This window comes from Myxococcota bacterium (assembly GCA_035498015.1).
Lineage (GTDB): Bacteria > Myxococcota_A > UBA9160 > SZUA-336 > SZUA-336 > VGRW01.
The window spans coordinates 1-20,237 of record DATKAO010000111.1 but is presented as its reverse complement, the minus strand read 5'-3'; the positions used below and the strand labels follow the sequence as shown (position 1 = coordinate 20,237).

The 20,237-nt window shown below is 68.0% G+C and carries 16 protein-coding genes and 2 tRNA genes; 6 read left to right on the top strand and 12 right to left on the bottom strand.

The genetic code is table 11. The annotated features are described in order from the left end of the window. From VMR86_10260 to VMR86_10250, 3 genes are all read right to left on the bottom strand, one after another. On the bottom strand, positions 1-1,026 hold a 1,026-nt coding region (locus tag VMR86_10260), incomplete at its 3' end, for a 3'-5' exonuclease (protein HTO07424.1). A gap of 3 nt (positions 1,027-1,029) precedes the next feature. Next, a complete protein-coding gene (locus tag VMR86_10255) occupies positions 1,030-4,587 on the bottom strand; it encodes a hydantoinase B/oxoprolinase family protein (GenBank protein HTO07423.1) in 3,558 nt (1,185 codons plus the stop codon). Positions 4,588-4,599: 12 nt separating this feature from the next. Then, a complete protein-coding gene (locus VMR86_10250) occupies positions 4,600-5,520 on the bottom strand; it encodes a HEAT repeat domain-containing protein (protein HTO07422.1) in 921 nt (306 codons plus the stop codon). Between the two features lie 1,191 nt (positions 5,521-6,711). On the opposite strand from VMR86_10250, the gene VMR86_10245 reads away from it, so the two are divergent. Further along, positions 6,712-8,982 (top strand): hypothetical protein, encoded by a 2,271-nt coding sequence (locus tag VMR86_10245; protein ID HTO07421.1) that lies wholly within the window; start codon positions 6,712-6,714, stop codon positions 8,980-8,982. A gap of 5 nt (positions 8,983-8,987) precedes the next feature. On the opposite strand, the gene VMR86_10240 is transcribed toward VMR86_10245, so the two are convergent. Beyond that, positions 8,988-9,650, bottom strand: coding sequence for a hypothetical protein (locus VMR86_10240; GenBank protein ID HTO07420.1), 663 nt, complete (start codon positions 9,648-9,650; stop codon positions 8,988-8,990). Positions 9,651-9,954: 304 nt separating this feature from the next. Continuing rightward, positions 9,955-10,030: transfer RNA gene (locus VMR86_10235), tRNA-Arg, on the bottom strand. A gap of 124 nt (positions 10,031-10,154) precedes the next feature. Here VMR86_10235 and VMR86_10230 point away from each other — a divergent pair. Continuing rightward, positions 10,155-10,862, top strand: coding sequence for a hypothetical protein (locus VMR86_10230; protein HTO07419.1), 708 nt, complete (start codon positions 10,155-10,157; stop codon positions 10,860-10,862). A gap of 130 nt (positions 10,863-10,992) precedes the next feature. Here the strand turns inward: VMR86_10230 and VMR86_10225 are convergent, their stop codons facing one another. Together VMR86_10225 and VMR86_10220 are read right to left on the bottom strand one after the other, a co-directional pair. Next, positions 10,993-11,295, bottom strand: coding sequence for a hypothetical protein (locus VMR86_10225; GenBank protein ID HTO07418.1), 303 nt, complete (start codon positions 11,293-11,295; stop codon positions 10,993-10,995). Between the two features lie 2 nt (positions 11,296-11,297). Further along, positions 11,298-11,906: a hypothetical protein gene (locus VMR86_10220; protein HTO07417.1), complete on the bottom strand. Its 609-nt coding sequence runs from the start codon at positions 11,904-11,906 to the stop codon at positions 11,298-11,300. 226 nt (positions 11,907-12,132) lie between these two features. Here VMR86_10220 and VMR86_10215 point away from each other — a divergent pair, with 226 nt between their 5' ends. Next, positions 12,133-13,152 (top strand): phosphotransferase, encoded by a 1,020-nt coding sequence (locus tag VMR86_10215; GenBank protein HTO07416.1) that lies wholly within the window; start codon positions 12,133-12,135, stop codon positions 13,150-13,152. Here the strand turns inward: VMR86_10215 and VMR86_10210 are convergent. Continuing rightward, positions 13,142-13,579 carry a hypothetical protein gene (locus VMR86_10210; protein HTO07415.1) on the bottom strand — a complete coding sequence of 146 codons (438 nt, stop codon included), beginning with the start codon at positions 13,577-13,579 and terminating at the stop codon, positions 13,142-13,144. The genes VMR86_10215 and VMR86_10210 overlap by 11 nt on opposite strands. 113 nt (positions 13,580-13,692) lie before the next feature. On the opposite strand from VMR86_10210, the gene VMR86_10205 reads away from it, so the two are divergent. Together VMR86_10205 and VMR86_10200 are read left to right on the top strand one after the other, a co-directional pair. Beyond that, positions 13,693-14,541, top strand: a complete 849-nt coding sequence (locus tag VMR86_10205) for a lysophospholipid acyltransferase family protein (protein HTO07414.1) — start codon at positions 13,693-13,695, stop codon at positions 14,539-14,541. Then, positions 14,538-15,215, top strand: coding sequence for a site-2 protease family protein (locus VMR86_10200; GenBank protein ID HTO07413.1), 678 nt, complete (start codon positions 14,538-14,540; stop codon positions 15,213-15,215). The genes VMR86_10205 and VMR86_10200 overlap by 4 nt, the downstream gene beginning before the upstream one ends. Positions 15,216-15,527: 312 nt before the next feature. Here the strand turns inward: VMR86_10200 and VMR86_10195 are convergent, their stop codons facing one another. From VMR86_10195 to clpB, 3 genes are all read right to left on the bottom strand, one after another. After that, positions 15,528-16,253, bottom strand: coding sequence for an alpha/beta fold hydrolase (locus VMR86_10195; GenBank protein HTO07412.1), 726 nt, complete (start codon positions 16,251-16,253; stop codon positions 15,528-15,530). Between the two features lie 22 nt (positions 16,254-16,275). After that, the gene (locus VMR86_10190; GenBank protein HTO07411.1) at positions 16,276-17,004 is read right to left on the bottom strand and encodes a hypothetical protein; all 729 of its coding nucleotides are present in this window, start codon (positions 17,002-17,004) and stop codon (positions 16,276-16,278) included. Positions 17,005-17,073: 69 nt separating this feature from the next. Beyond that, the gene (gene clpB, locus VMR86_10185; protein ID HTO07410.1) at positions 17,074-19,683 is read right to left on the bottom strand and encodes an ATP-dependent chaperone ClpB; all 2,610 of its coding nucleotides are present in this window, start codon (positions 19,681-19,683) and stop codon (positions 17,074-17,076) included. A 107-nt stretch (positions 19,684-19,790) separates the two neighbouring features. Between clpB and VMR86_10180 the strand changes: the two genes are divergently transcribed. After that, a tRNA-His gene (locus tag VMR86_10180) sits at positions 19,791-19,866 on the top strand. Between the two features lie 98 nt (positions 19,867-19,964). Here the strand turns inward: VMR86_10180 and VMR86_10175 are convergent. Next, on the bottom strand, positions 19,965-20,237 hold a 273-nt coding region (locus VMR86_10175), incomplete at its 5' end, for an ATP-binding cassette domain-containing protein (protein ID HTO07409.1).

Here is a 20,237-nt window from a genome sequence, read left to right as displayed (position 1 = left end):
TTCGAGGATGTCGAGCACCAGCACCGCGTCCTCGCGGTTGTAGGCCACGAAGGCCGGCAGGTCCTCGCGGTACAGGCGCAGGATCTCCTCGACGCGGGCGCGCCCGGCGTGCGCGATGCGCTTGCCGCGGCCGAGCAGGGTCCGGCCCGCGGTCTCGAGCGAGAAGTCTTCGAGCGGGATGAACGCGTCGCGCACCAGCGCGATGCCGTCGAGCACGATCCGGCCCGGAATCTCGGCGCGCTTCTGGCGCGTGAACGAGGCGTCCTGCTGGATGTTGATCGGCCCGGGCGCGCGGCCGATCTCGAACGGGATCTCGAGCGACTTCGCGCGCGCCGCCAGCACGTCGACGTCGAACTCGACCACGTTCCAGCCGGTGATCACGTCGGGGTCCAGCGCGCGGATGCGCTCGGCCACGGCCGACAGGAGCGCCCGCTCGTCTGCGTGAGTCACTGCGCCGGGCACGGGCCGGTCGGCGAGCAGGTGCACCTCGTCGGCGCCGGCGCCGTAGAGCGCGGCGGAGAGGATGCGGCTCGCGTCGGGCAGTGTCTCGAGATCGATCGAGAGCACCGAGAGCTGCGGCTTGCCGGAGCCGGGCGTGAGCTCCGGATCGCGGAAGCGCACCAGGCGGTCGCTGCCGCCGGGCTCGGGCTCGCCCGAGATCTCGACCGCGGCACGGATGCCGTGGTCGATGAGATAGCGATACGGGAAGCGGATGTCGGCCTCGAGCGCGCGCGCGCCGCCTGCCTCGAGCTTCTCGCGCAGCCTCGGAACCGCGGGTGGGACGGCCGCGATCACCTTGGCCAGCGGCTTGCCTGCGAAGTCGACCAGCTCCGTCGGCTCGAAAGTCACGTCGCGTTCATCGGCGAGGATGTGGGCCGACTCCGGATGGGTGAAGAAGTACGGCCGGAAGCGCGTGTCCTCGACCAGGAACGGCTCACCCGTCGCGAGCCGCCCGAAGAGCTGCACCACCGGGCGGTTGTTGCGCAGCCGGTAGGTCGGATGGACGATGAAGCCGGAGCGAGCCATCACTCAGTCGGCCTCGCCGAAGCCGCCGCCGCCCGGTGTCTCGATCCGCACGCGGCCGCCCGCGGACACGTCGAACGAAGCCTTGCCGCCGACGTCGGCGCCGTCGTGGCTGTTCCGGCCGCGCGCGGCCGGACCGCCGCCCGCGAGCCCGAACGGCGCGCGCACGCGCCGCTCGGAGAGGATCGACACGCGCATGGGCTCGAGGAACTCGAGCTCGCGCACCAGGCCGTCGCCGCCGCGCCAGCGCCCCGCGCCGCCCGAGTCCGCGCGCAGCCCGAACTGCACGACGCGCACGGGGAAGCGGCTCTCCAGCACCTCGGGGTCGGTGATGCGCGTGTTGGTCATGTGCGTGTGCACGCCCGACGCGCCGGCGAAGCCCGGCCCCGCGCCGGCGCCGCCGCCGATCGTCTCGTAGTAGCCGAAGCGTTCGTTGCCGAAGGTCAGGTTGTTCATCGTGCCCTGGCACGCGGCCAGCTTGCCCAGCGCCCCGAGCAGCACGTCGACCACGCGCTGACTCGTCTCGACGTTCCCGCCGCACACGGCGCGCTCCGCGTCGGGATCGAGCACGGAGTGCGGGGGGATGCGCAGGGTCACGGGCCGCAGGCAGCCGGCGTTCAACGGGATGTCCTCGCCGACCAGCGCGCGCAGCACGTAGATGACGGCGGCCACGGTGACGGCACGCGGCGCGTTCAGATTTCCGTCGACCTGTCCGCCCGTGCCCGCGAAGTCGATCTCGAGCGCGCGGCCGCGCACCGACATGCGCACGCGGATCGGCGTGCCGTCGTCGAGCGCGTCCTCGAAGGCGTGGTCGCCGTCGGGGAGCTTCTCGATCTCGTCGGCGACCTTGGCCGCGGCGTTGTCCTGCACGTGGCGCATGTAGGCGTCGACCGTGGCGTCGCCGTGGCGGGCGACCATCTCGAGCAGGAGCCGCGCGCCGGCGCGATTCGCGGCGATGGCGGCCTCGAGGTCGGCCAAGTTCTCGCGCGGGCTGCGCGCCGGGAAGCGCGCGCCGGCCAGCGCGGCCAGCACGAGTGACTCATCGAGCCGCCCGGCGCGCACGATGCGCAGCGCGCGCAGCACCACGCCCTCTTCTTCGAGCGTGTGCGAGAACGGCGGCATCGATCCCGGGGTGATGCCGCCCACGTCGGCGTGGTGGCCGCGGCTGGCGCTGAAGAAGCGCAGGCGGCCGCTCGCATCGTGCACGGGAGTCACCACGGTGATGTCGGGCAGGTGCGAGCCACCGGCGCCCGGGTCGTTGGTCACGAACACGTCGCCCGGCTCGGGGCTCGGGTGCGCTTCGATCACGGCGCGCACCGACTCACTCATCGCGCCCAGGTGCACGGGGATGTGCGGCGCGTTGGCGACCAGGCTCGCGTCCCGGTCGAACACGGCGCAGGAGAAGTCGAGCCGTTCGCGGATGTTGGTCGAGAGCGAGGTGCGCCGCAGCACGATGCCCATCTGCTCCGCGATCGACATGAACAGGTTGTTCATGATCTCGAGCTGCACCGGGTCGACGGCGGTCTGCTCGCGCGCCTGCGCGCCCGCGCCCGCGCGGTCGCTGAGCGCAATGCGGCCTTCGGCGTCGATCTCGAGCTCGAAGCCCGGATCGACGACCAGCGTGCTCGTGGCTTCGAGCACCAGCGCCGGGCCGCTGAGTCGCGCGCCCGGGCCAAGCGCCTCGCGCTCGTAGATCGGCACGCCGTCGTGGAACGCGCCGTCGCAGAACACGCGCGCGTGACGCCGCGGGCGCGCGGCGGCCGGCGCTGCGGCGCGCTCCGTGCGCGACGACACCACGTCGTGTCGACCCAGGACCTCGACGCGCGCCACGGTCGCCTCGATCGGGTGACCCGGGCGCGCGTAGCCGAACGCGCGCTCGTGCGCGGCCTCGAAGCGCGCGCGCAGGTCGCCGCCGATCGGCAGCGTGAGCGCCGTCTCCGTGCCGGCATAGCGCAGGTCGATGCGCCGCAGCGCCGTGAGCTCGGCCGGCGCGAAGCCGTCTTCGGCCAGCGCCGCGCGGCCGCGCGCCTCGAGCTCGGCCCAGGTCTTGTCGAGTGACTTCTCGAGCCCGGCCGCCAGCGCCGGCCGGCCCACGTCGGCCTCGCCGTGCCAGGCCACGTCGGCCAGGCCCATGCCGTAGGCCGAGAGCACGCCGGCCAGCGGGTGCACCAGCACGCGGCGCATGCCGAGCCGGCGCGCCAAGGCGCAGGCGTGCTGGCCGCCCGCGCCGCCGAACACCACCAGCGCGTACTCGCGCACGTCGTAGCCGCGCGCCACCGACACCTGGCGGATCGCCTCGGCCATGTTCGCGTTCGCGATCTCGAGGAAGCCGGCTGCGATCTCGTCCGCCGTGCGCGGCGTGCCGGCCTCGCGCAGGCGCGACACCATGCGGTGTAGCTCCGCGAGCACGCGCTCGAGCTGGAGCGGGAACGGGAAGCGGTCGCCCACCAGCCGCCCGAGCGCGAGGTTCACGTCGGTCACCGTGAGCTCGCGCGCCTCGGGATTGCCATAACACAGCGGCCCGGGCCGCGCGCCCGCGCTCTCGGGGCCGACGCGGAAGCGGTGGCCGTCGTAGCGGCACAGGGACCCGCCGCCCGCCGCGACAGTGTGAACCGAGAGCATGGGCGCGAAGATGCGCACGCCCGCGGTCTCGGTCTCGTACACGCGCTCGAACTCGAAGTCACCCTCGGGCCCGGCCTCGACCCGACACACGTCGGTCGAGGTCCCGCCCATGTCGAAGCCCACCGCGCGCGGCGCCCCGAGTCCGTGCGCCACGTGCGCGCACGCGACCACGCCGCCCGCCGGGCCGGACAGAATGGAGTGCGGCCCGCGGAACTGCTCGGCGCCCGCGAGCCCGCCGCTCGACTGCATGATGCGCAGCGTGCTGCCGGGCAGCTCGCGCCGCAGCTCGGCGACGTAGGCCCGAAGAAGGGGCGTGAGATAGGCGTCGACGCACGCAGTATCTCCGCGCGCCAGCAGCCCCATCTCGGGCGCCACCTCGTGTGACAGCGCCACGTGCGCGAAGCCCGCCTCGCGCGCGAGCTCGCCGATCTCGCGCTCGAGCTCGCCTCCGCGATAGGCGTGCAGCACCACCACGGCGAGACTCTCGAGCCCCGAGCGGCGCAGGCGCCCGAGCTCGCGGCGCAGCGTCGCGGGATCGTGGCGCGCGAGGATCTCCCCATGGGCGCCCGCGCGCGCGTCGACCTCGAGCACCTCGCGGTACAGCAGCTCCGGCTTGGTGATGCGCAGGTCGAAGAGCCGCGGCCGCGCCTGAGTCCCGATCGCGAGCAGGTCGCGGAAGCCGCGCGTGATGGCCAGCGCGAACGGCGCGCCCTTGCGTTCGAGCAGCGCGTTGGTCGCGAGCGTCGTGCCCATGCGCACGTCGCAGGCCGGGATCGGCGCGCGCGGGCCCAGGCCCAGGAGCTCGCGAATCGCGTCGAGCGGCGCGCGGTCCGACGACAAGAGCTTGGCCACGCGCAGCCGCGCCGTCGCCGGATCGCGGTGGATGCAGTCGGTGAACGTCCCGCCGCGGTCGATCCAGAACTCGTGACGCGCGGCGGTCATGTCACGGGCGACTCACTCGCACATCTCGAGCGTCCCGGTGCAGCATTCGCGCACCTTGGGGTCCGTCTCGCGCGCGCAGGTCGGCTGCATGGTCGGCAGCATCGACTCGTCGCAGTTCATCTCGAGAGAGTGCCACGCCGCGCAGCGCACGCTGGGGTCGGGATCGCCGGTCGCCGTGACCAGGCCCATCGACGCCACGCAGCCGTCGGCGTCCGCCAGCTGCTCGGCCACCTTCGCGCGCACGCGCGCGTCGGCGTCGTTCGAGAGCGTGTCCATGAGCGTGTGCAGCGCCGGGCCCTCGGGCTCGATCTCGGCCGCCGCCTCCATGCGCATCTCGGGGCTCGAGCTGCGCAGCTCCTCGAGCGCGTCGGCCTGCGAGCGCGCGCGCTCCTCGCGCCGCTGGGCCGCCTCGGCCTTCTGCTTCTCGCTCGGCTTGGTGTCGCGCATGGCCCGGAAGCGCTCGCGCAGCGCCTCGCCGAGCTTCGGCTTGTGCGCCGCCGTGGTGACTGCGCTCGCCGCCACGTCGCCGACCTCGAGCTTGGCGAGCGTGGTGCGGTCCTGCTCCTTCTGATACTGCCACTGCGCGCGGTACGAGACACCGGCCAGGAGTGGCGGCAGCACCTGCTCCATGGGCACGTCGTGGAGGTCGAGGTTCATCGCCACGGAGTCGAGGTCGCCGTTCAGCTGGAAGCCCGCCTCGCGCGCCAGCTTCTCGACCACGATCCCGCGCAGCGCGTCGTGACACACCACGCTGACGCGCCCATCCTTGAGCTCGACCTGCACCTCGCCCGTCGCGAGCGACGACGCGGCCCCGGACTTCTCGCCGCCGGCGGCGGGCTTCGACGTCCCCCCGCCCTTCCCGCTCGGCTCGCACGCGGCCAGCGCCGCCACGCACACGGTCGAACACACGATCGCAAGGACTCTCGCGCTCACTTTTGGTCTTCCCCTTCCGTCATCTCTCGCGGCCCGAATTGCGCCAGTAAAATCAAGTACTTGACGTTGCGGACGGTACCAAACTGGTCGCAAAAGTCCTCCCCCGGGGTCTGCAGCTCCGACGCGGGGTCCACTGCGTCCAGCCCAGGGGCCTTCCGGTAGGTTCCGGCTACAGAGCGTCGGGATCTCTCCAGCGCTCTATACACACCCGCTTTCGCCCCGAACCGGGGTCAGTCGGATTTCCGAACGCTTTGAGCTGTATCTCAAGCGTCTCGCGTCCTACGCAAAGAAGAAGGGCCGGCCCATCCGACTCTCCAGCACGAAAGACTCGGCATCCGGCTTCGTTCCGCGGGACCCATCGGGCCATTCGTCTGGCTCCCACCAGCTCGAAGCAGCGAGCCAGAGTTGGTGATCTCGGTGTCTCCCCACACCAGTGTGTCTACGATCATCGAGTACTCGCAAACCAGCTCGACTCACTTCGCGCTAGTGCCCTCTAAGCATTCCTAGTTCCCATGATATTCCCAAGTTAGAGCAATGCGCGCGGGTGTAGGGTACCTCGAACGGAGAGTGAGTGCTGCTACCGCGATTAGTCCTCGCTGTCACAGTTCTATTGCTTGCGTCCCCGAGTAACAGCGGCGACCTGAAGGGAATCGAGAGTCAGCCTGTTTCACTGGGGACGGATAGTTCGTCGCTGAGTGATGAGCAGATTCGAGCGGCTGCTCTGGCGGCCGCGGAGGCAAAGCGAAGAGAGGTCGAAGCTTCCGGAACCCTCCCAGCGGTCATTCCGACCTTCGGCGATCCGACCCACTCAACCACTCCGGCCTCGACTTCGGTTCAAAGACGCGCTCCGCAACCGATCCCGGGAGTCCCATCGGATCCCAACGCGACCGAGCTGGAGCAGGTAGAGGCTGCGATCGCTTATCGAGCGGCGACCGGTCAGGACAAAGAACCTCACTGCTACTTCGGTCCAGTGAGTCGTCGAATTCCGATTCAGCGTGTCAGGCAAATCGCGATGGACCTGGGCGAGACCGAGGCAGCTTGGCGCGAGATATTAGCGACAGATGAAGATCCCAACCTCCCCGCGCTCAGCATCGTGGTAGGAGCTTCCAACGGACCGACCTGTCATCAGGACCTCGACAAGGCGTTGCGGGACCGTAGAGACGAGTTGCTGAAGCAGCAGGATCGGAAGCGGTGATACGCACTGCATCCATGCTCACAGTTTGCTTTACGATGAGCCTCGCCTCTGCGATCGCGCCACGCGCGAGCTATGCGCAGGTCGGCTGTAGTGGCAGCGAAGGCAGCGAAGACCTGCAGCACGATCTGGACATAACCATCCCGACTATGGTTCCGGGATTCCCGAGCACGAGCGGCGCAAGCGCGATCAAGAACGCGCTCGAAGAGAACTTCCAGCGCGACCAGGACGGCGCGGGATCGTTGGATCAATGGTGTTGCGTAGCGGTAACAACCAGTGTGATTCCGGCGATTCTCCCCTCGGACTGTCTCAACATCACGGCGTTGAACTACCAAGCCTGCGCGCAGGCCGCGGTCCCGTTCTCGTTCTACATCGTCGAATCAGCTAACGTAGTAATCGATGACAACCCACAGTGTCCTGGAGCTGTCTGCACGATCCAGCCCAACTATGTAACTTTCATCGCGCGAACAAACTCGGAGATTGCTCCCGACGACTACGCAGGTTTCGCGGCGGCTATTGCGCGGGCCGAACTTGTCAGGCGAGCCAACAACTTCTGGATCCTTACGTTCGGAGGTTACCTAACCCCGGATCTTATAAGTCTCGGCAATGGCGCTCAGTGGGATGGCAGCATCAGTGGTCTCAGCTGCGATCTGTACCGGAGCTTTCTCAACATCCACACGAAGAAGTGTGGGTGTGTTTCCGAGTGCTCCGACTCCAACGGGGCGCACAGTCCGACCGGCTATCCATGTACGACCCCGCAGAATGGTCAGTCCGTCTCTTGTAACTTCGGGCGCTGTGACGGACCGAATGTCGCAAGTGGGTGTTTGGGCAAAGGTGGAGACTCTGACGGAGACGGGATCTGTAGCGACGGAGACGGGAACGGACTGGTCCACGATTCAGCTACAGGACAAGTCTGCGAGCTAAACGGCGCTCACGCACCAAACTGCGACGACAACTGTCCCGACATCGATGGCAACAATCCTTCGCAAGCCAACACGACAGATCAACCTGGATTTCCAGATCCTTGGGGTGACAAGTGCGATAAGTGTCCGGGAATGTCTGACTTCGCAGAGGACCCGAACATTCCCCGGGAACTGGACACCGATGGGGATGGTGTTCCGGATGCGTGTGACGACTGCCCTATGGTCAGAAATGGGGACCAGAGCGAGAGTGAGCCACCAGGTGAAGAAGACGGCCTCGGAGACGCATGCGACAACTGCCCGACCAAGAAGAATTTCGATCAGGCGGACGCAGATCACGATGGTATTGGAGATGTGTGTGACTCGACTCCGTTCCTAGCTGGCGATCCCCGAAACGCCGATGCGGACGGGGACGGCATGCCGGTTTATCTCGAGCAGCTCGCTGGCACATCTGACTCGAACCCCGATACGGACAGTGATGGAATCAGCGATTGGAACGAGTGGAAGACATATCGAACAGATCCGATCAAGCCAGATACGGACGGAGATGGGATCAGCGACTCCACCGAGATAGCTCAGGGATCCGATCCGCTTGATCCGACCTCGGGTCTTGGGGTCTGTGGGGACGTCAACAAGGACGCACTCATCAACGTCCTCGACTCGTCAATGATTCGTCGGAAGTTGGCGGGAGGCGCTGTCCCAAGTTCTTACACTGCGGATCGCTGCAACAACGCCTCCGCGAGCGCATGTACGACCGCAGACATAACCGAGATCAGAACCCACTTGAGAGATCCTCTGGGTTCCCCGGTGGCGAACACCTGTCCCGGCATTCCCAAGGACGTGACTACGCAGCTCTATTCGATGGACGGACAGGCGGCGATGTTCTCTCCAAGCGGTCAGACTGCTCTGATCGACGAGAACGTGTTGAAGGTCGAAGGAACCGGGTCTCTGCACGGTGGCTCGGAAAGCGCTTCGGCTGATGCTTCCTTCCAGGACTCCTTCACTCCTCAAGATTGGACGGGGAAGCGACTGCGGTTCTCCTTGCTAATGCCAAATACTTCACACATCGGCCCTACTGATGGTTTCCGAGTGACCCTCTCGGTAAACGCGAACACGGTGACTGCGAGTAACCGGATCTGGTACTTCGGAACCAGCCAGATTACGCAGGGACTCTGGAGGGAATTCGAGATCGATCCGACGGTCGGCTGGAACGAAGCTCACAACAGCTTCGACATCACGCGCATTCGACGTCTGCGGATCGAGTGGAACCTAGACGAAGGGGCCGGACGGGTCTTCGGTGAGCAGGTCTACTTGGACGACTTCAAGCTCTTCGACCCAGCGTTTCCGTAGCAGCGCTACTTCGACGACTGGTCTGAAGCAACAAGAGAGACCAATTCACCACAGACGCTCCAGAGCGGTGGACCTGGGCGTTTCATATCGCTCGATCGCGCTCCAGAAACGGAGAGCCGTGAGAGCGATGAGAGCGGCATTGAGTTTAGCTCTGAACTGGTGGGGAGACCGTGGAGTCGTGGTCCGTAATCCTTTGCCTTTAGAACTAGGCTGATACCGAGTGTGTCGGTAGCTCCAGACCATGAGTTTGGATCTACGCCAACGGTCTCCGCGAAGCCCATCTTCGGCTGGCCCGGTGCCGCTCGGCCCAGGAGCGCTGCGGAGATCCAGATCGTGCCTTTCGAGGTTGCCGTCGCTCTTGCTTTCTTCTCCCCGACCGCGACCGAGATCCTGAGATGATTTGGCGGCGAATAGTACAGGTCACTGATGAGGGGATCGTGCTCTGCGGACATCGTCGCATTTGGATCGTATTCGAGTTCTCCGGTAACGATGGATCCGGGCTCCGCGACCGATTTCGCTAGGGCGGATTCTCGCTGTTCTCCGCACAAATGGGCCGGTAGGACCGTCACGGCGAACTCCACCCTTACGACCCCTGCTTCGGCGGTCGCGACGAACGAGCATCCCAAGACGACAAGCGGGACGACCATACCGAGTCGGACTTCCTTCATGACTGATGAATGGTCGCACCGAGCTTGGTCTCCGACAACCAGATCCTTTCATGCGGCGTTTCGTTATAGTCCGATCCTTAAGACGCTCGGCGCGAATGAGCGGAGCACCGCTCAAGGAATGGGACACCCCGCGGAAAGGCGACGAACTGACCGAGAGGGGTTGAGCTGCGGTCTTGTTCGGCTTGAACCTGAGCACGATGTGACGCGAGATAGAGTCTCCATCGCGCACGCTTGATAGACCGAGGTGGTAGGGCCGGATCCCGCGGAGATCCGGACGCGAGCGCACCGTGGGGGGCTTCGACGCTGGCGCGCCCGGAGGGACTCGAACCCCCAACCCTCTGATCCGAAGTCAGATGCTCTATCCATTGAGCTACGGGCGCGCGGTGAAATTCACCAACCGGGGCGCGGACTTTACAGCTTCCGGCCCGCGCCCGCGATCCCCGCGGCCTGCGGGCTTTTGTGCCGCGGCAGGGGTACCAAGTTCTGCGCCCGGTTCAAATATGAGTGGCCGACAACTCAGTGCCGGTGCGACCCTCGATCTCCATGCATGGGAAAGCGCTCGCTCTGGGCGTCGTCGGGTTTCTCGTCCTGTCCCGGCCAGCGTTCGCAGGAGTGGTGAAGGTCGAGTTTTCCGCGAACGTGCGATCGCCCAAAGAGTGCCCAGCGCCGAAGTTCCTTCCTCAACCTACCGTGATGAGAGACTCGGTTCTCGCGGCCAGCATCGCCGCGCCTGGTACCACCGTCGTCGGAAGCTTCGAGTACGACACCAACGCAGTGGTCGACAAAGAGAACAATCCTCGGATCGGAGACCGCTTCAGCGCTCCGCCCAACCTCTTCCGATTCTCGCTGTCCATTGCAGACAGGAAAGCGGTGTCCGTGGAACCCCCGAAGGCTGGATACTGGATCTCGGCTGCCGTGCTGGGAAGAACCCTAGGCCCGCGGTGGTTGAGCTTCGGCGCATCAATCAGGCCCGATCCAGAGAAGTGGCCCGGGGATGTCGATCTCGTCAGCTTCTCGCTGAATCTGGAACTTCCGGGCACTCCGCTCAGGGGTCTGCCGAGCGCAAGTGAGTTCAATTCACTAGGGATCTCGGGTCTCTCGCGATTCAGTCTCTACGGACGACGCTCCGGAGACGATCCGCATGAAGGCCCCTTGTGGATCGTCTGCGCCGAGCTAGCCACGCTTGCCGCCTCCGAGGAGCCTGCCAAGTAGGCTCCGGCAGCTCGCAGTTTGCCGACTGCTCACCGAGTTAGACGGTCTCGATCTTCGCGCAGCCGAGCGTCTAGGTCAGAGGCCGGACAGTCACGGTCACTCTGGCCTTGCTTCCGAAGCAGAAGCGAGATCAGCCCGCCATCCGCTGAAACACGCGCTCGGGAGACTCCGCCCTCGCGTCGTCGCCGAGCAGCAAGAGCGCGCTCTGGATCTTCGCGCAGACGCCCGGCACGTCGGACACTTTCTGGCTCTGGAGCTGCTTCGGGAGCAGACGCTCGACGACGACCTTGAGCTGTGCGGCAGTGACCTGACTCGCCTCGAGGCCGGCGTCCATGAGCGAGAGCTGGAGCGCGCCGCGCGCGGCCCAGGCGTCCATGCCCGCGGAGCGCTCGAGCTCGCTGCGCGCGGCGTCGAAGGCGGGAGAGCTCGCCATGATCAGGCCGTCGCCAGCTGCGCGCTGCGCGCGGAGCGCTCGATCCAGCGTGTGTAGGCGGCGGGCGGCATGAAGATCAAGAGCAGGAAGATGGTATTCGCGAAGCCGCCGCCCGAAGTGGTGGAGACGACGAGCGGGCTGGTCGCGAGATTTCCGCCCGCGAGAAACACGATCACCGACACCGAGACCCACCCGACCGAAGTGAGTCCGTTCAGTCCCCAGAGCAGGAAGCGATTGGTGACCACGGCGTCGGCCAGCCCGAGCGCCATGCGCTTGCGCATCATGCGGTAGTAACGGAGGCCCTCGAGCGCCGTCCAGCCCCAGGCGAGCGCGAGCACGGTGAGCACGGTCGCGAGCGGGGGCCGCGTGTGCGCCAGAATCTCCGCGGGATCGCTGTAGGTGATGACTGCGTGGTCGCTGACCACCCCCGCGCACACGAGGGCGAGCGTGCCCAGCCAGGCGCTCCACCTCGCCCATCGGGCCCCCGGCCGGAACACCTTCACCGTGAAGAACAGAAAGCACGAGCAACCGAACACGACCAGACACTCGCCGGTCACGTTGAGCGGCACCGCGAGCTCGCGCGTCGGGAGCTGGGCTCCGACCACCTGCATGGGATATCCGAGTCCGGGTGCGCAGACGTATGTCAGCCCGGCCAGCAGCTCAGGCACGCCTCGCGTCGCGCGGGCTCGCAGCAGGAGCCGAACGCCTACGGTCACGCTACCGACGGCGTACGCCAGGAGGCAGAACGCGGAGATGGCAACCATGATTCCCGCGAATCGGCGAAGTCGGCGCCACACTTGACCGTGCCCATCCGTGCGCTACCCGGACCCCCTCCCGATGCCCGCCGAGCACCCCCTCGAACCGGTCCCCGAAGCACAGCGCGAGCTGGCGAAGTCCGTGCTCGACACGGCGCTCGGGCGCGGGCGAGTCACTGGCCTGCGGCGCGCGACCGGTGGGGCCTCCGCGCTCACCTACCGGGTCGACGCCGGCAGCGACGCCTACCTGCTGCGGATCGAGGCGGGGCTCAACGCGCGCCAGAACCCGGCTCACTACGCGTGCATGCAGGCGGCGGCCGAGGCGGGGATCGCCCCGCCGTTGCGCTTCGTCGACGCCGAGCGCGGCGTGGCGCTGATGGAGTTCGTGACTCAGCGGCCGCTCTCGGAGTATTCCGGCGGCGCCCCCGCGCTGGTGCGCGACCTGGGGGTCCTCGTCCGGCGGCTGCAGGACGCGACGATCTTCCCCGCTCCGGAGATCAGCTACGTCGAGGTGATCGATCGCATGCTCCGCTTCCTGCGCGGGTCGGGCGTGTTCGCAGCGGGCCTGCTCGACCCTCACGCCGAGGGCTTCGCGCGCATCCGTGCGGCGTACCCCTGGCAGGACGGCCCGCGGGTCTCGAGTCATAACGACCCCAATCCGCGCAACCTCCTGTTCGACGGCTCGCGGCTGTGGCTGGTCGACTGGGAGACGGCCTGCCAGAACGACCCGCTCACGGACCCGGCCGTGGTGACTCACGAGCTGGCCGGCACGCCCGAGCTGCAGGAGGGCCTGCTGCGCGGCTGGCTCGGCCGCGAGCCCGATGCCCCGACGCGCGCCAGGCTCGTGCTAATGCGCCAGCTCACGCGCCTGTTCTTCGCCTGCGCGCTGTTCCGGCACTTCGCGGGCGACCCCGAGCGCACGCCCGACCGGGACCTCACGGCACTCACCGGCCCGCAGTTCATGGCGGCGATCCAGAGCGGGCAGCTCCGGATCGGAACGCCGGAGCTGCTCTACGCCTTCGCGAAGATGTTCCTGGCGGGGTTTCTCGCGGAGCTCGGCACGCCCGGCTTCGCCGCGGCATTGGCCGGCGCTAGTCCCTGAGCTCGATCCCGTACTTCTGGCGCAAGGCGTCGGCGCGCGGCTGCGCGGGCATGCCGTAGCCCGGGCTCGCGCACTCGACGCCGATCTGTGACTCGGGCTTGTTGATCGGAACGGCGGTCGACGAGTAGTAGCCGTGCGTCAGGACCGTGCCGCCGTAGCGCGAGACCGTCTTCGCGTCGACCAGCTGGTAGTGAGTGCAGCCCGCCTCGAGCACCAGGTCGCAGGCGCGCAAGAGCGCCATGTCCTGGGCGCGCGACGACCCGGTGTAGCCGTTGCCGCGAAACGTGACGATCCAGGCCTTGGGCCGCATCTGGATCTCGGTGTACCCGCCCGCGTAGCCCTCGGGCTGGTACGGCGTGGCACAGGCGGCCAGCCCGAGGGCGGCGGCCGCCAGGACGACTCCGGCCCTGCGCGCAAGTCGGCTCACTTCCCACACTTCCTGGCGGACGTGTCGGCAAAGGCGTCCCGGAACTCGACCCGACTCACTCAGCAGCCGGCAGGGATTGAGCGAAACGCGCGGACCGACGATGATAAGGGCGCATGGACCTGCCCCTGCCGCTCGCGCTGCGCTCGCTGTCCGACGAAGTCGAGGATCGCCTCTCGCGCATCCCCACGGCCATGAACGAATACGGGTTCGACCCGTTCGGGGCGAGCCTGTCGTTCGCCAAGCGCATGGGCAGCGTGGCGGCGTTCCTCTACCGGCACTATTTCCGGGTCGAGACACACGGCATCGAGAAGGTGCCCGACGGGCGCGTCCTCCTGGTCGCGAATCACGCGGGCAACACCATCCCGATGGACGGCGCCATGCTGGCCATGGCCATGCTGCTCGACGCCGAGCCGCCGCGCTTCGTGCGCGCGATGGCGGAGTTCTATCTCCCGCGCATTCCCTGGTGGAGTGAGATGATCCACCGCGCCGGCGCCGTGGTCGGCACGCCCGAGAACTGCGTGCGGCTGCTCGAGCGCGAAGAGGCGATCATGGTCTTTCCCGAAGGCTCGCGCGGCTTCATCAAGCCGTTCCGGGAGCGTTACAAGCTGCAGCGCTTCGGCACCGGCTTCGCGCGGCTCGCCCTGCAGACGCGCACGTCGATCGTGCCGGTGGGAATCGTGGGCTCCGAGGAGCAGAGCCCGGGACTGGTCGACTCCAAGGGTCTGGCGCGGCTGATCGGCGCGCCCGCGTTCCCGGTCACCTGGTTCTTCCCGTGGCTCGGCCTGCTCGGCTTCGTGCCGCTGCCGGTGAAGTACCGCATCCACTTCGGCGACCCGATCCGGCTCGAGGGCGACCCGAACGACGACGACGTGACCATCTCGCAGCACGTGGGCCGCGTGAAGGACGAGATCGCGCTCTTGCTCGAAGAGGGTCTGGCGCAGCGCGACGGCTGGTTTCGGTGAGCGAGCTCGAGCCCGTCGTCTGGCTGCTGGTGTTCGTGATCTCGGTGACCACGCACGAGGCGGCGCACGCCTGGGCCGCGTGGCGCGGCGGCGACGACACGGCGTATCTCGGCGGACAAGTGAGTCTCAACCCGATCCCGCACATGCAGCGCGAGCCGATCGGCATGGTGGTCGTGCCGCTGTTCAGCGTGCTCACCCAGCACTTTCCCATGGGCTGGGCGAGCACGCCGTTCGATCCGGCCTGGGAGGAGCGGCACCCGCGGCGCGCGGCCTGGATGGCGCTGGCCGGGCCGGCGGCGAACTTCGCGCTCGCCCTCGGGGCCTTCTTGTTCCTGCGCGCCGGGCTCGAGCTGGGCTTCTTCCAGCCCTGCTACCCCGCGACCTACGCACACCTGGTGACCGGGCACGTGGCCTGGATCGACGGCATGGGCCGATTCACCTCGATGATGCTCGTGCTCAACACCATCCTGTGTATCCTGAACCTGGTGCCCTTCCCGCCGCTCGACGGCGCCAGTGCCATCACGCTGCTCCTGCCGCAAGAGGCCGGGCTGCGACTCCGCCGCACCCTGCGTCAGCCCGGCCTGTCACTCGTGGGGCTCTTGCTGGTCTGGTACGGGATCGGAGTCATCGTGCACCCGGTGCTCGAGACCATCACGCGCTGGGTGTACGTCTAGTCACGGTGACGCCCTGACGCGTGCGCTCGCGCTCTCGCTCGCGCTGGCCATCACCGGCCTGGCCTGCTCGCCGCCCGGCGCCGACCAGCTCGCCGCCTCGTTCACCCAGGGCTGCCTGCGAAGCTGCGCCCGGAGTACGGGCGGCGCGCTCGACTGCGACGCCTACTGTGCCTGCGCCACCGCCAAGATCCGCGAGCAGCGCAGCGACGCCGAGTTCATCGAGTTCATCCGCGCCGCCGGCAAAGACGCGCCTGCGAAGGTCAGCGACGAGCTCGAGCGCGCAGCTCGCCAGTGCCTGGCGCAGGTGCGGCGCTAGTTCGCCTCGGCCCGCGCCAGCGCCAGGGTGCTCGCGCGCTCGTCCCAGTTGCCCTGGAGCCGCCCGTACGGACCGCGGGCGAAGCCCGGCGAGAGCGCGCCCAGGCCCTGCACCAGCACTTCGCCGAGCACCGGCGTGCGCACGAGTGACTCGAGCGCGCGCCCGGACCCCGGCGCCGTGTGCATCACGGTCGAGCGCACCCGCTCGGGCTCGAGGCGCGCCAGCTCGATCGCGATCGGCGCGCTCGAGTCGGCCGCCAGGAGCTCCACGTCGCGCAGCTCGAGCAGCTCCACCAGCACCGAGAGATCGGCGGCGTGACTCGCCACCGGCCGGTGCGGAATCACGTGCGGCTTCTCCGAGAGACCGAAGCCGATCAGGTCCGGCGCGATCACGCGCACGCCGTCGGCGTGCTGTTTGATCAGGGCCGCGCAGTCGAGCGACCAGGAGCCGTTCCCGTGCAGACACAGGATCGTGCGCTTCGTGCCCTGGCCCTCGTCCACGAAATGCATGCGCCCGTGCGGGGTGAGCAGGAAGCGGTTCAGGAACGGGTACTGCTCGGACAGGTCGAGGAGCTGGATCACTCGCCGGGCCTCCTCCTCGGAGCGCGGCTGGGTCCAGACGACCGGCCGGGTGGAGGCGAAGGCGTAGATCCCGAGGCCTACCGCATAGGCCAGGAGGCCGACACCGAACAGTGCCGCGGCGCAGATCCCCACCCAGCGCATCGCGGGCGAGCTTAGCAGAGACTCAGGCCGCGGCGGCGCTGCGTCCGGTGCGGGCGATGGCGATCAACAGGATCGCCAGCAGCACGGCCGATGCGCCCGCGGTGCCGAGCGCCAGCCCGCCGTGCTCGACCGGCTTGGTCAGAACGTCGCCCAGGGTCGCGCCGAGCGGACGAGTCAGCACGAACGCGAGCCAGAACAACAGCACCTTGGGCAGCGAGGTCAACAGGTGCGCGGCCAGCACCGCCGCCAGCACGCCCGAGATCAAGAGCGCCCCGCCCGCGAAGCCCAGGCCCGAGTCATCGGCCAGGAAGTCGCCGAGCGCGGTGCCCAGGGTGTTCGAGAACAGGATGGTGATCCAATACAGCGTCTCGGTCTTCACCGAGCGGATCGCACTCACCGCCAGCGTGCCCGTGGTGAGTCGCCAGAACACCAGGATCGCGATCAAGAGCGCCACCAGGATGGCCGAGCCGGTCGCGTAGCCCAGCCCGAGCGTGCGGTCCATGTAGTCCGAGATCGTGGTGCCCGCGGTGCTGGTGGACAGGATCACGCCCCAGTACAGGAGCGGCCGATACTTGTCGGTCACGAGCTGAGTCACGAGCGTGGTCGCGAACACCGACAAAAGCAGCAGCGAGCTCACCGCGTAGCCGACGTTCAGCGTCAGCGAGACGAGATCGCCGGCGGTCTCGCCCAGCGTCGTCGCGCAGATCTTCATGACCCAGAAGGCCGCGGTGATGGCAGGCAGCTTGCTCAAGGAGCGCGGAGGGTCACCCAGCCCGCCCTACACGGGCGGGAGCCGCTCATTAGAACGGTCTCACGCCCGCTAGCTCTCGATCTCGACGTCGAGCGCGCCGCCCTTCACGCGCACGTGCGCCTTCGAGCCCTCGCCGGCGTGGCCGGAGATCAGCGCGCGGGCGAGGCGTGTCTCGACCTCGCGCTGGATGTAGCGCCGCAGCGGGCGCGCGCCGAACACCGGGTCGAAGCCCTGCTTGGCGATCAGCTCCACGGCCGCATCGTCGAGCTCGAGCGTGACCTTGCGCTCCGCCAGGCGGTCGCGCAGGTGGGCGACGAGCAGGCCGACGATCTTCTTGATCTCGTCCAGCCGCAGCGGCTTGAACAGGATCGTGTCGTCGACGCGGTTCAGGAACTCCGGGCGGAAGTGCGCGCGCAGCTCCTTGAACACCGACTCGCGCGCGACCGCGCTGATCTCACCCTTGGCGTCGAGCCCCTCGAGCAGGAGCGGCGAGCCGATGTTCGAGGTCATGATGATCGCCGTGTTGCGGAAGTTCACGGTGCGGCCGTGTGAGTCGGTGAGTCGACCGTCGTCGAGGATCTGCAGCAAGACGTTGAACACGTCGTGGTGCGCCTTCTCGATCTCGTCGAACAGCACCACCGAGTACGGGCGCCGGCGCACGGCTTCGGTGAGCTGGCCGCCCTCGTCGTAGCCGACGTAGCCCGGCGGCGCGCCGATCAGGCGCGAGACGGCGTGCTTCTCCATGTACTCCGACATGTCGATGCGCACCATGTTCTCTTCCGAGTCGAACAGCGCCGCGGCCAGGGCCTTGGCGAGCTCGGTCTTGCCCACGCCCGTGGGGCCCAGGAAGATGAACGAGCCGATCGGGCGCCGCGGATCCTGCACGCCCGCGCGCGAGCGCAGGATGGCGTCGGCCACGCTCTGCACGGCCTCGTCCTGACCGATGACTCGCTCGTGCAGCACCTGGTCCAGGTGGAGCAGCTTCTCGCGCTCGGTCTCGACCAGCTTCGACACGGGGATGCGCGTCCAGCGCGAGACGATCTCGGCGATCTCCGCCTCGGTCACTTCCTCGCGCAAGAGCCGCTTCCCGCCGCTCGACTTCTCGAGCTTGGCGACCTCGCCCTTCAGCTGCTCCTGCAGCTTGGGCAGCTCGCCGTGCTTGAGCTCGGCCACGCGGTTCAAGTCGTAGGCGCGCTCTGCGGCCTCGATCTCGTGGTTCACCTTCTCGATCTGGGCGCGCAGTGACTGGAGCTTCGAGAGCTCGCTCTTCTCGGCATCCCACTGGGCCTTCAGCGCGTCGCGCTTCTCGCGTGACTCGGCCAGCTCGCGGCGCAGGTCGGCCAGGCGCTCCTTCGAGCCGGGGTCGGTCTCCTTCTGGAGCGCCTTCTCCTCGATCTCGAGCTGCATCACGCGGCGGTTCACCTGGTCGAGCTCGCTCGGCATCGAGTCGATCTCGGTCCGGATCGTCGCGCACGCCTCGTCGACCAGGTCGATCGCCTTATCGGGCAGGAAGCGGTCACTGATGTAGCGGTCACTGAGCTGTGCGGCGGCCACCAGCGCCCCGTCCTGGATGCGCACGCCGTGGTGCACCTCGAAGCGCTCGCGCAGACCGCGCAGGATCGAGACGGTGTCTTCGACCGACGGCGGCTCCACGAGCACCGACTGGAAGCGGCGCTCGAGCGCGGCGTCCTTCTCGATGTGCTTACGGTACTCGTCGAGCGTGGTCGCGCCGATGCAGTGCAGCTCGCCGCGCGCGAGCATGGGCTTGAGCATGTTGCCGGCGTCCATCGCGCCTTCGGCCGCGCCCGCGCCCACGATCGTGTGCAGCTCGTCGATGAACAGGAGGATCCGGCCCTCGCTGTCCTTCACTTCCTTGAGCACCGCCTTCAGCCGCTCTTCGAACTCGCCACGGTATTTCGCGCCCGCGATCAGGGAGCCCATGTCGAGCGCGATCACGAGCTTGTCCTTCAGCCCCTCGGGCACGTCGCCGCGCACGATGCGCTGCGCGAGGCCCTCGACGATGGCCGTCTTGCCGACGCCCGGCTCGCCGATCAGCACCGGGTTGTTCTTGGTCTTGCGCGAGAGGATGCGGATCGTGCGCAGGATCTCGGCGTCGCGCCCGATCACCGGGTCGAGCTTGCCGTCGCGCGCCGCCTTCACCAGGTCGCGCGCGTACTTCTCGAGCGCCTCGTACGTCCCCTCGGGGTCGGCGCTCGTGACTCGCTGGCCGCCGCGCACTTCCTGGAGGGCCTTCAGCACGCGGTCCGGGTCGACCTTGAACTCGGCGAACACGCGGCCGACGCCGGTCTGCGCCGGCTCGGACGCGAGCGCGAGCAACAGATGCTCGACCGAGACGTAGTCGTCCTTGAACTGCTTGGCCGCCTCCGCGGCGCGCACGAACACCTGCTCGAGGCGCTGCGTGACGTAGACCTTGCCGGGCTCGCGGCCCGGACCGGAGACGCGCGGCCGGCGCTCGAGCTCGCGCGCCACCCGCTGCGCGAGCGGCTCCACGGGCACGCCCATCTTCTGGAACAGGCGCGGCGCGAGGCCGTTCTCCTGGCGCAGGAGGCTCGCGAGCAGGTGCTCGGCGTCGACCTCGGTGTGGCCGTACTCGGAGGCGATCGCCTGCGCCTGGGCAACGGCTTCCCGGCTCTTCTGCGTGAGCTTCTCGAAGTCCATGTTGCAGCGAAGGAAAGCACGGAAAAGGCCCCGTCAAAGGGGCGTGGCGGGGCTCGGGAGAAGCCTTAGAATGGGCCGCCGTTTGGCCCGGTCCGCCGGGCCTCCTGGTGGATGTAGCTCAGCCGGTAGAGCAGCGGATTGTGGTTCCGCGGGTCGCGGGTTCGATCCCCGTCATCCACCCCACCTGCGCACTCCCCGTCGATTTCTCGGGGGGTTAGCGCGCTTGGCGAGGCTCCTGCGGCACAGTGTGCCCCAGGACACCGCGCGCGAGTGTGCGGCGTTCATGCCGGGGCCGAAACCGCACCGGCCAGTGACTTCGAGTCGAGACCACCCCTGCTGAATGCGAGCCGGCGACGGTGGAAGCGCTCGATCGACACGCGGTGGCCGATGCTGATCCACGTCGTCTGCGGCAGCTCCTGCTCGAGCAGCGCGTAGAGGGTCGTCTCGGTCTCGGCGTCCAGGGCCGAGCTCGCCTCGTCCAGGAACAGCCAGCTTGGTGCGTGCAGCAGCGCGCGCGCGAACGCGAGCCGCTGCTGCTCGCCGGGCGAGAGCCG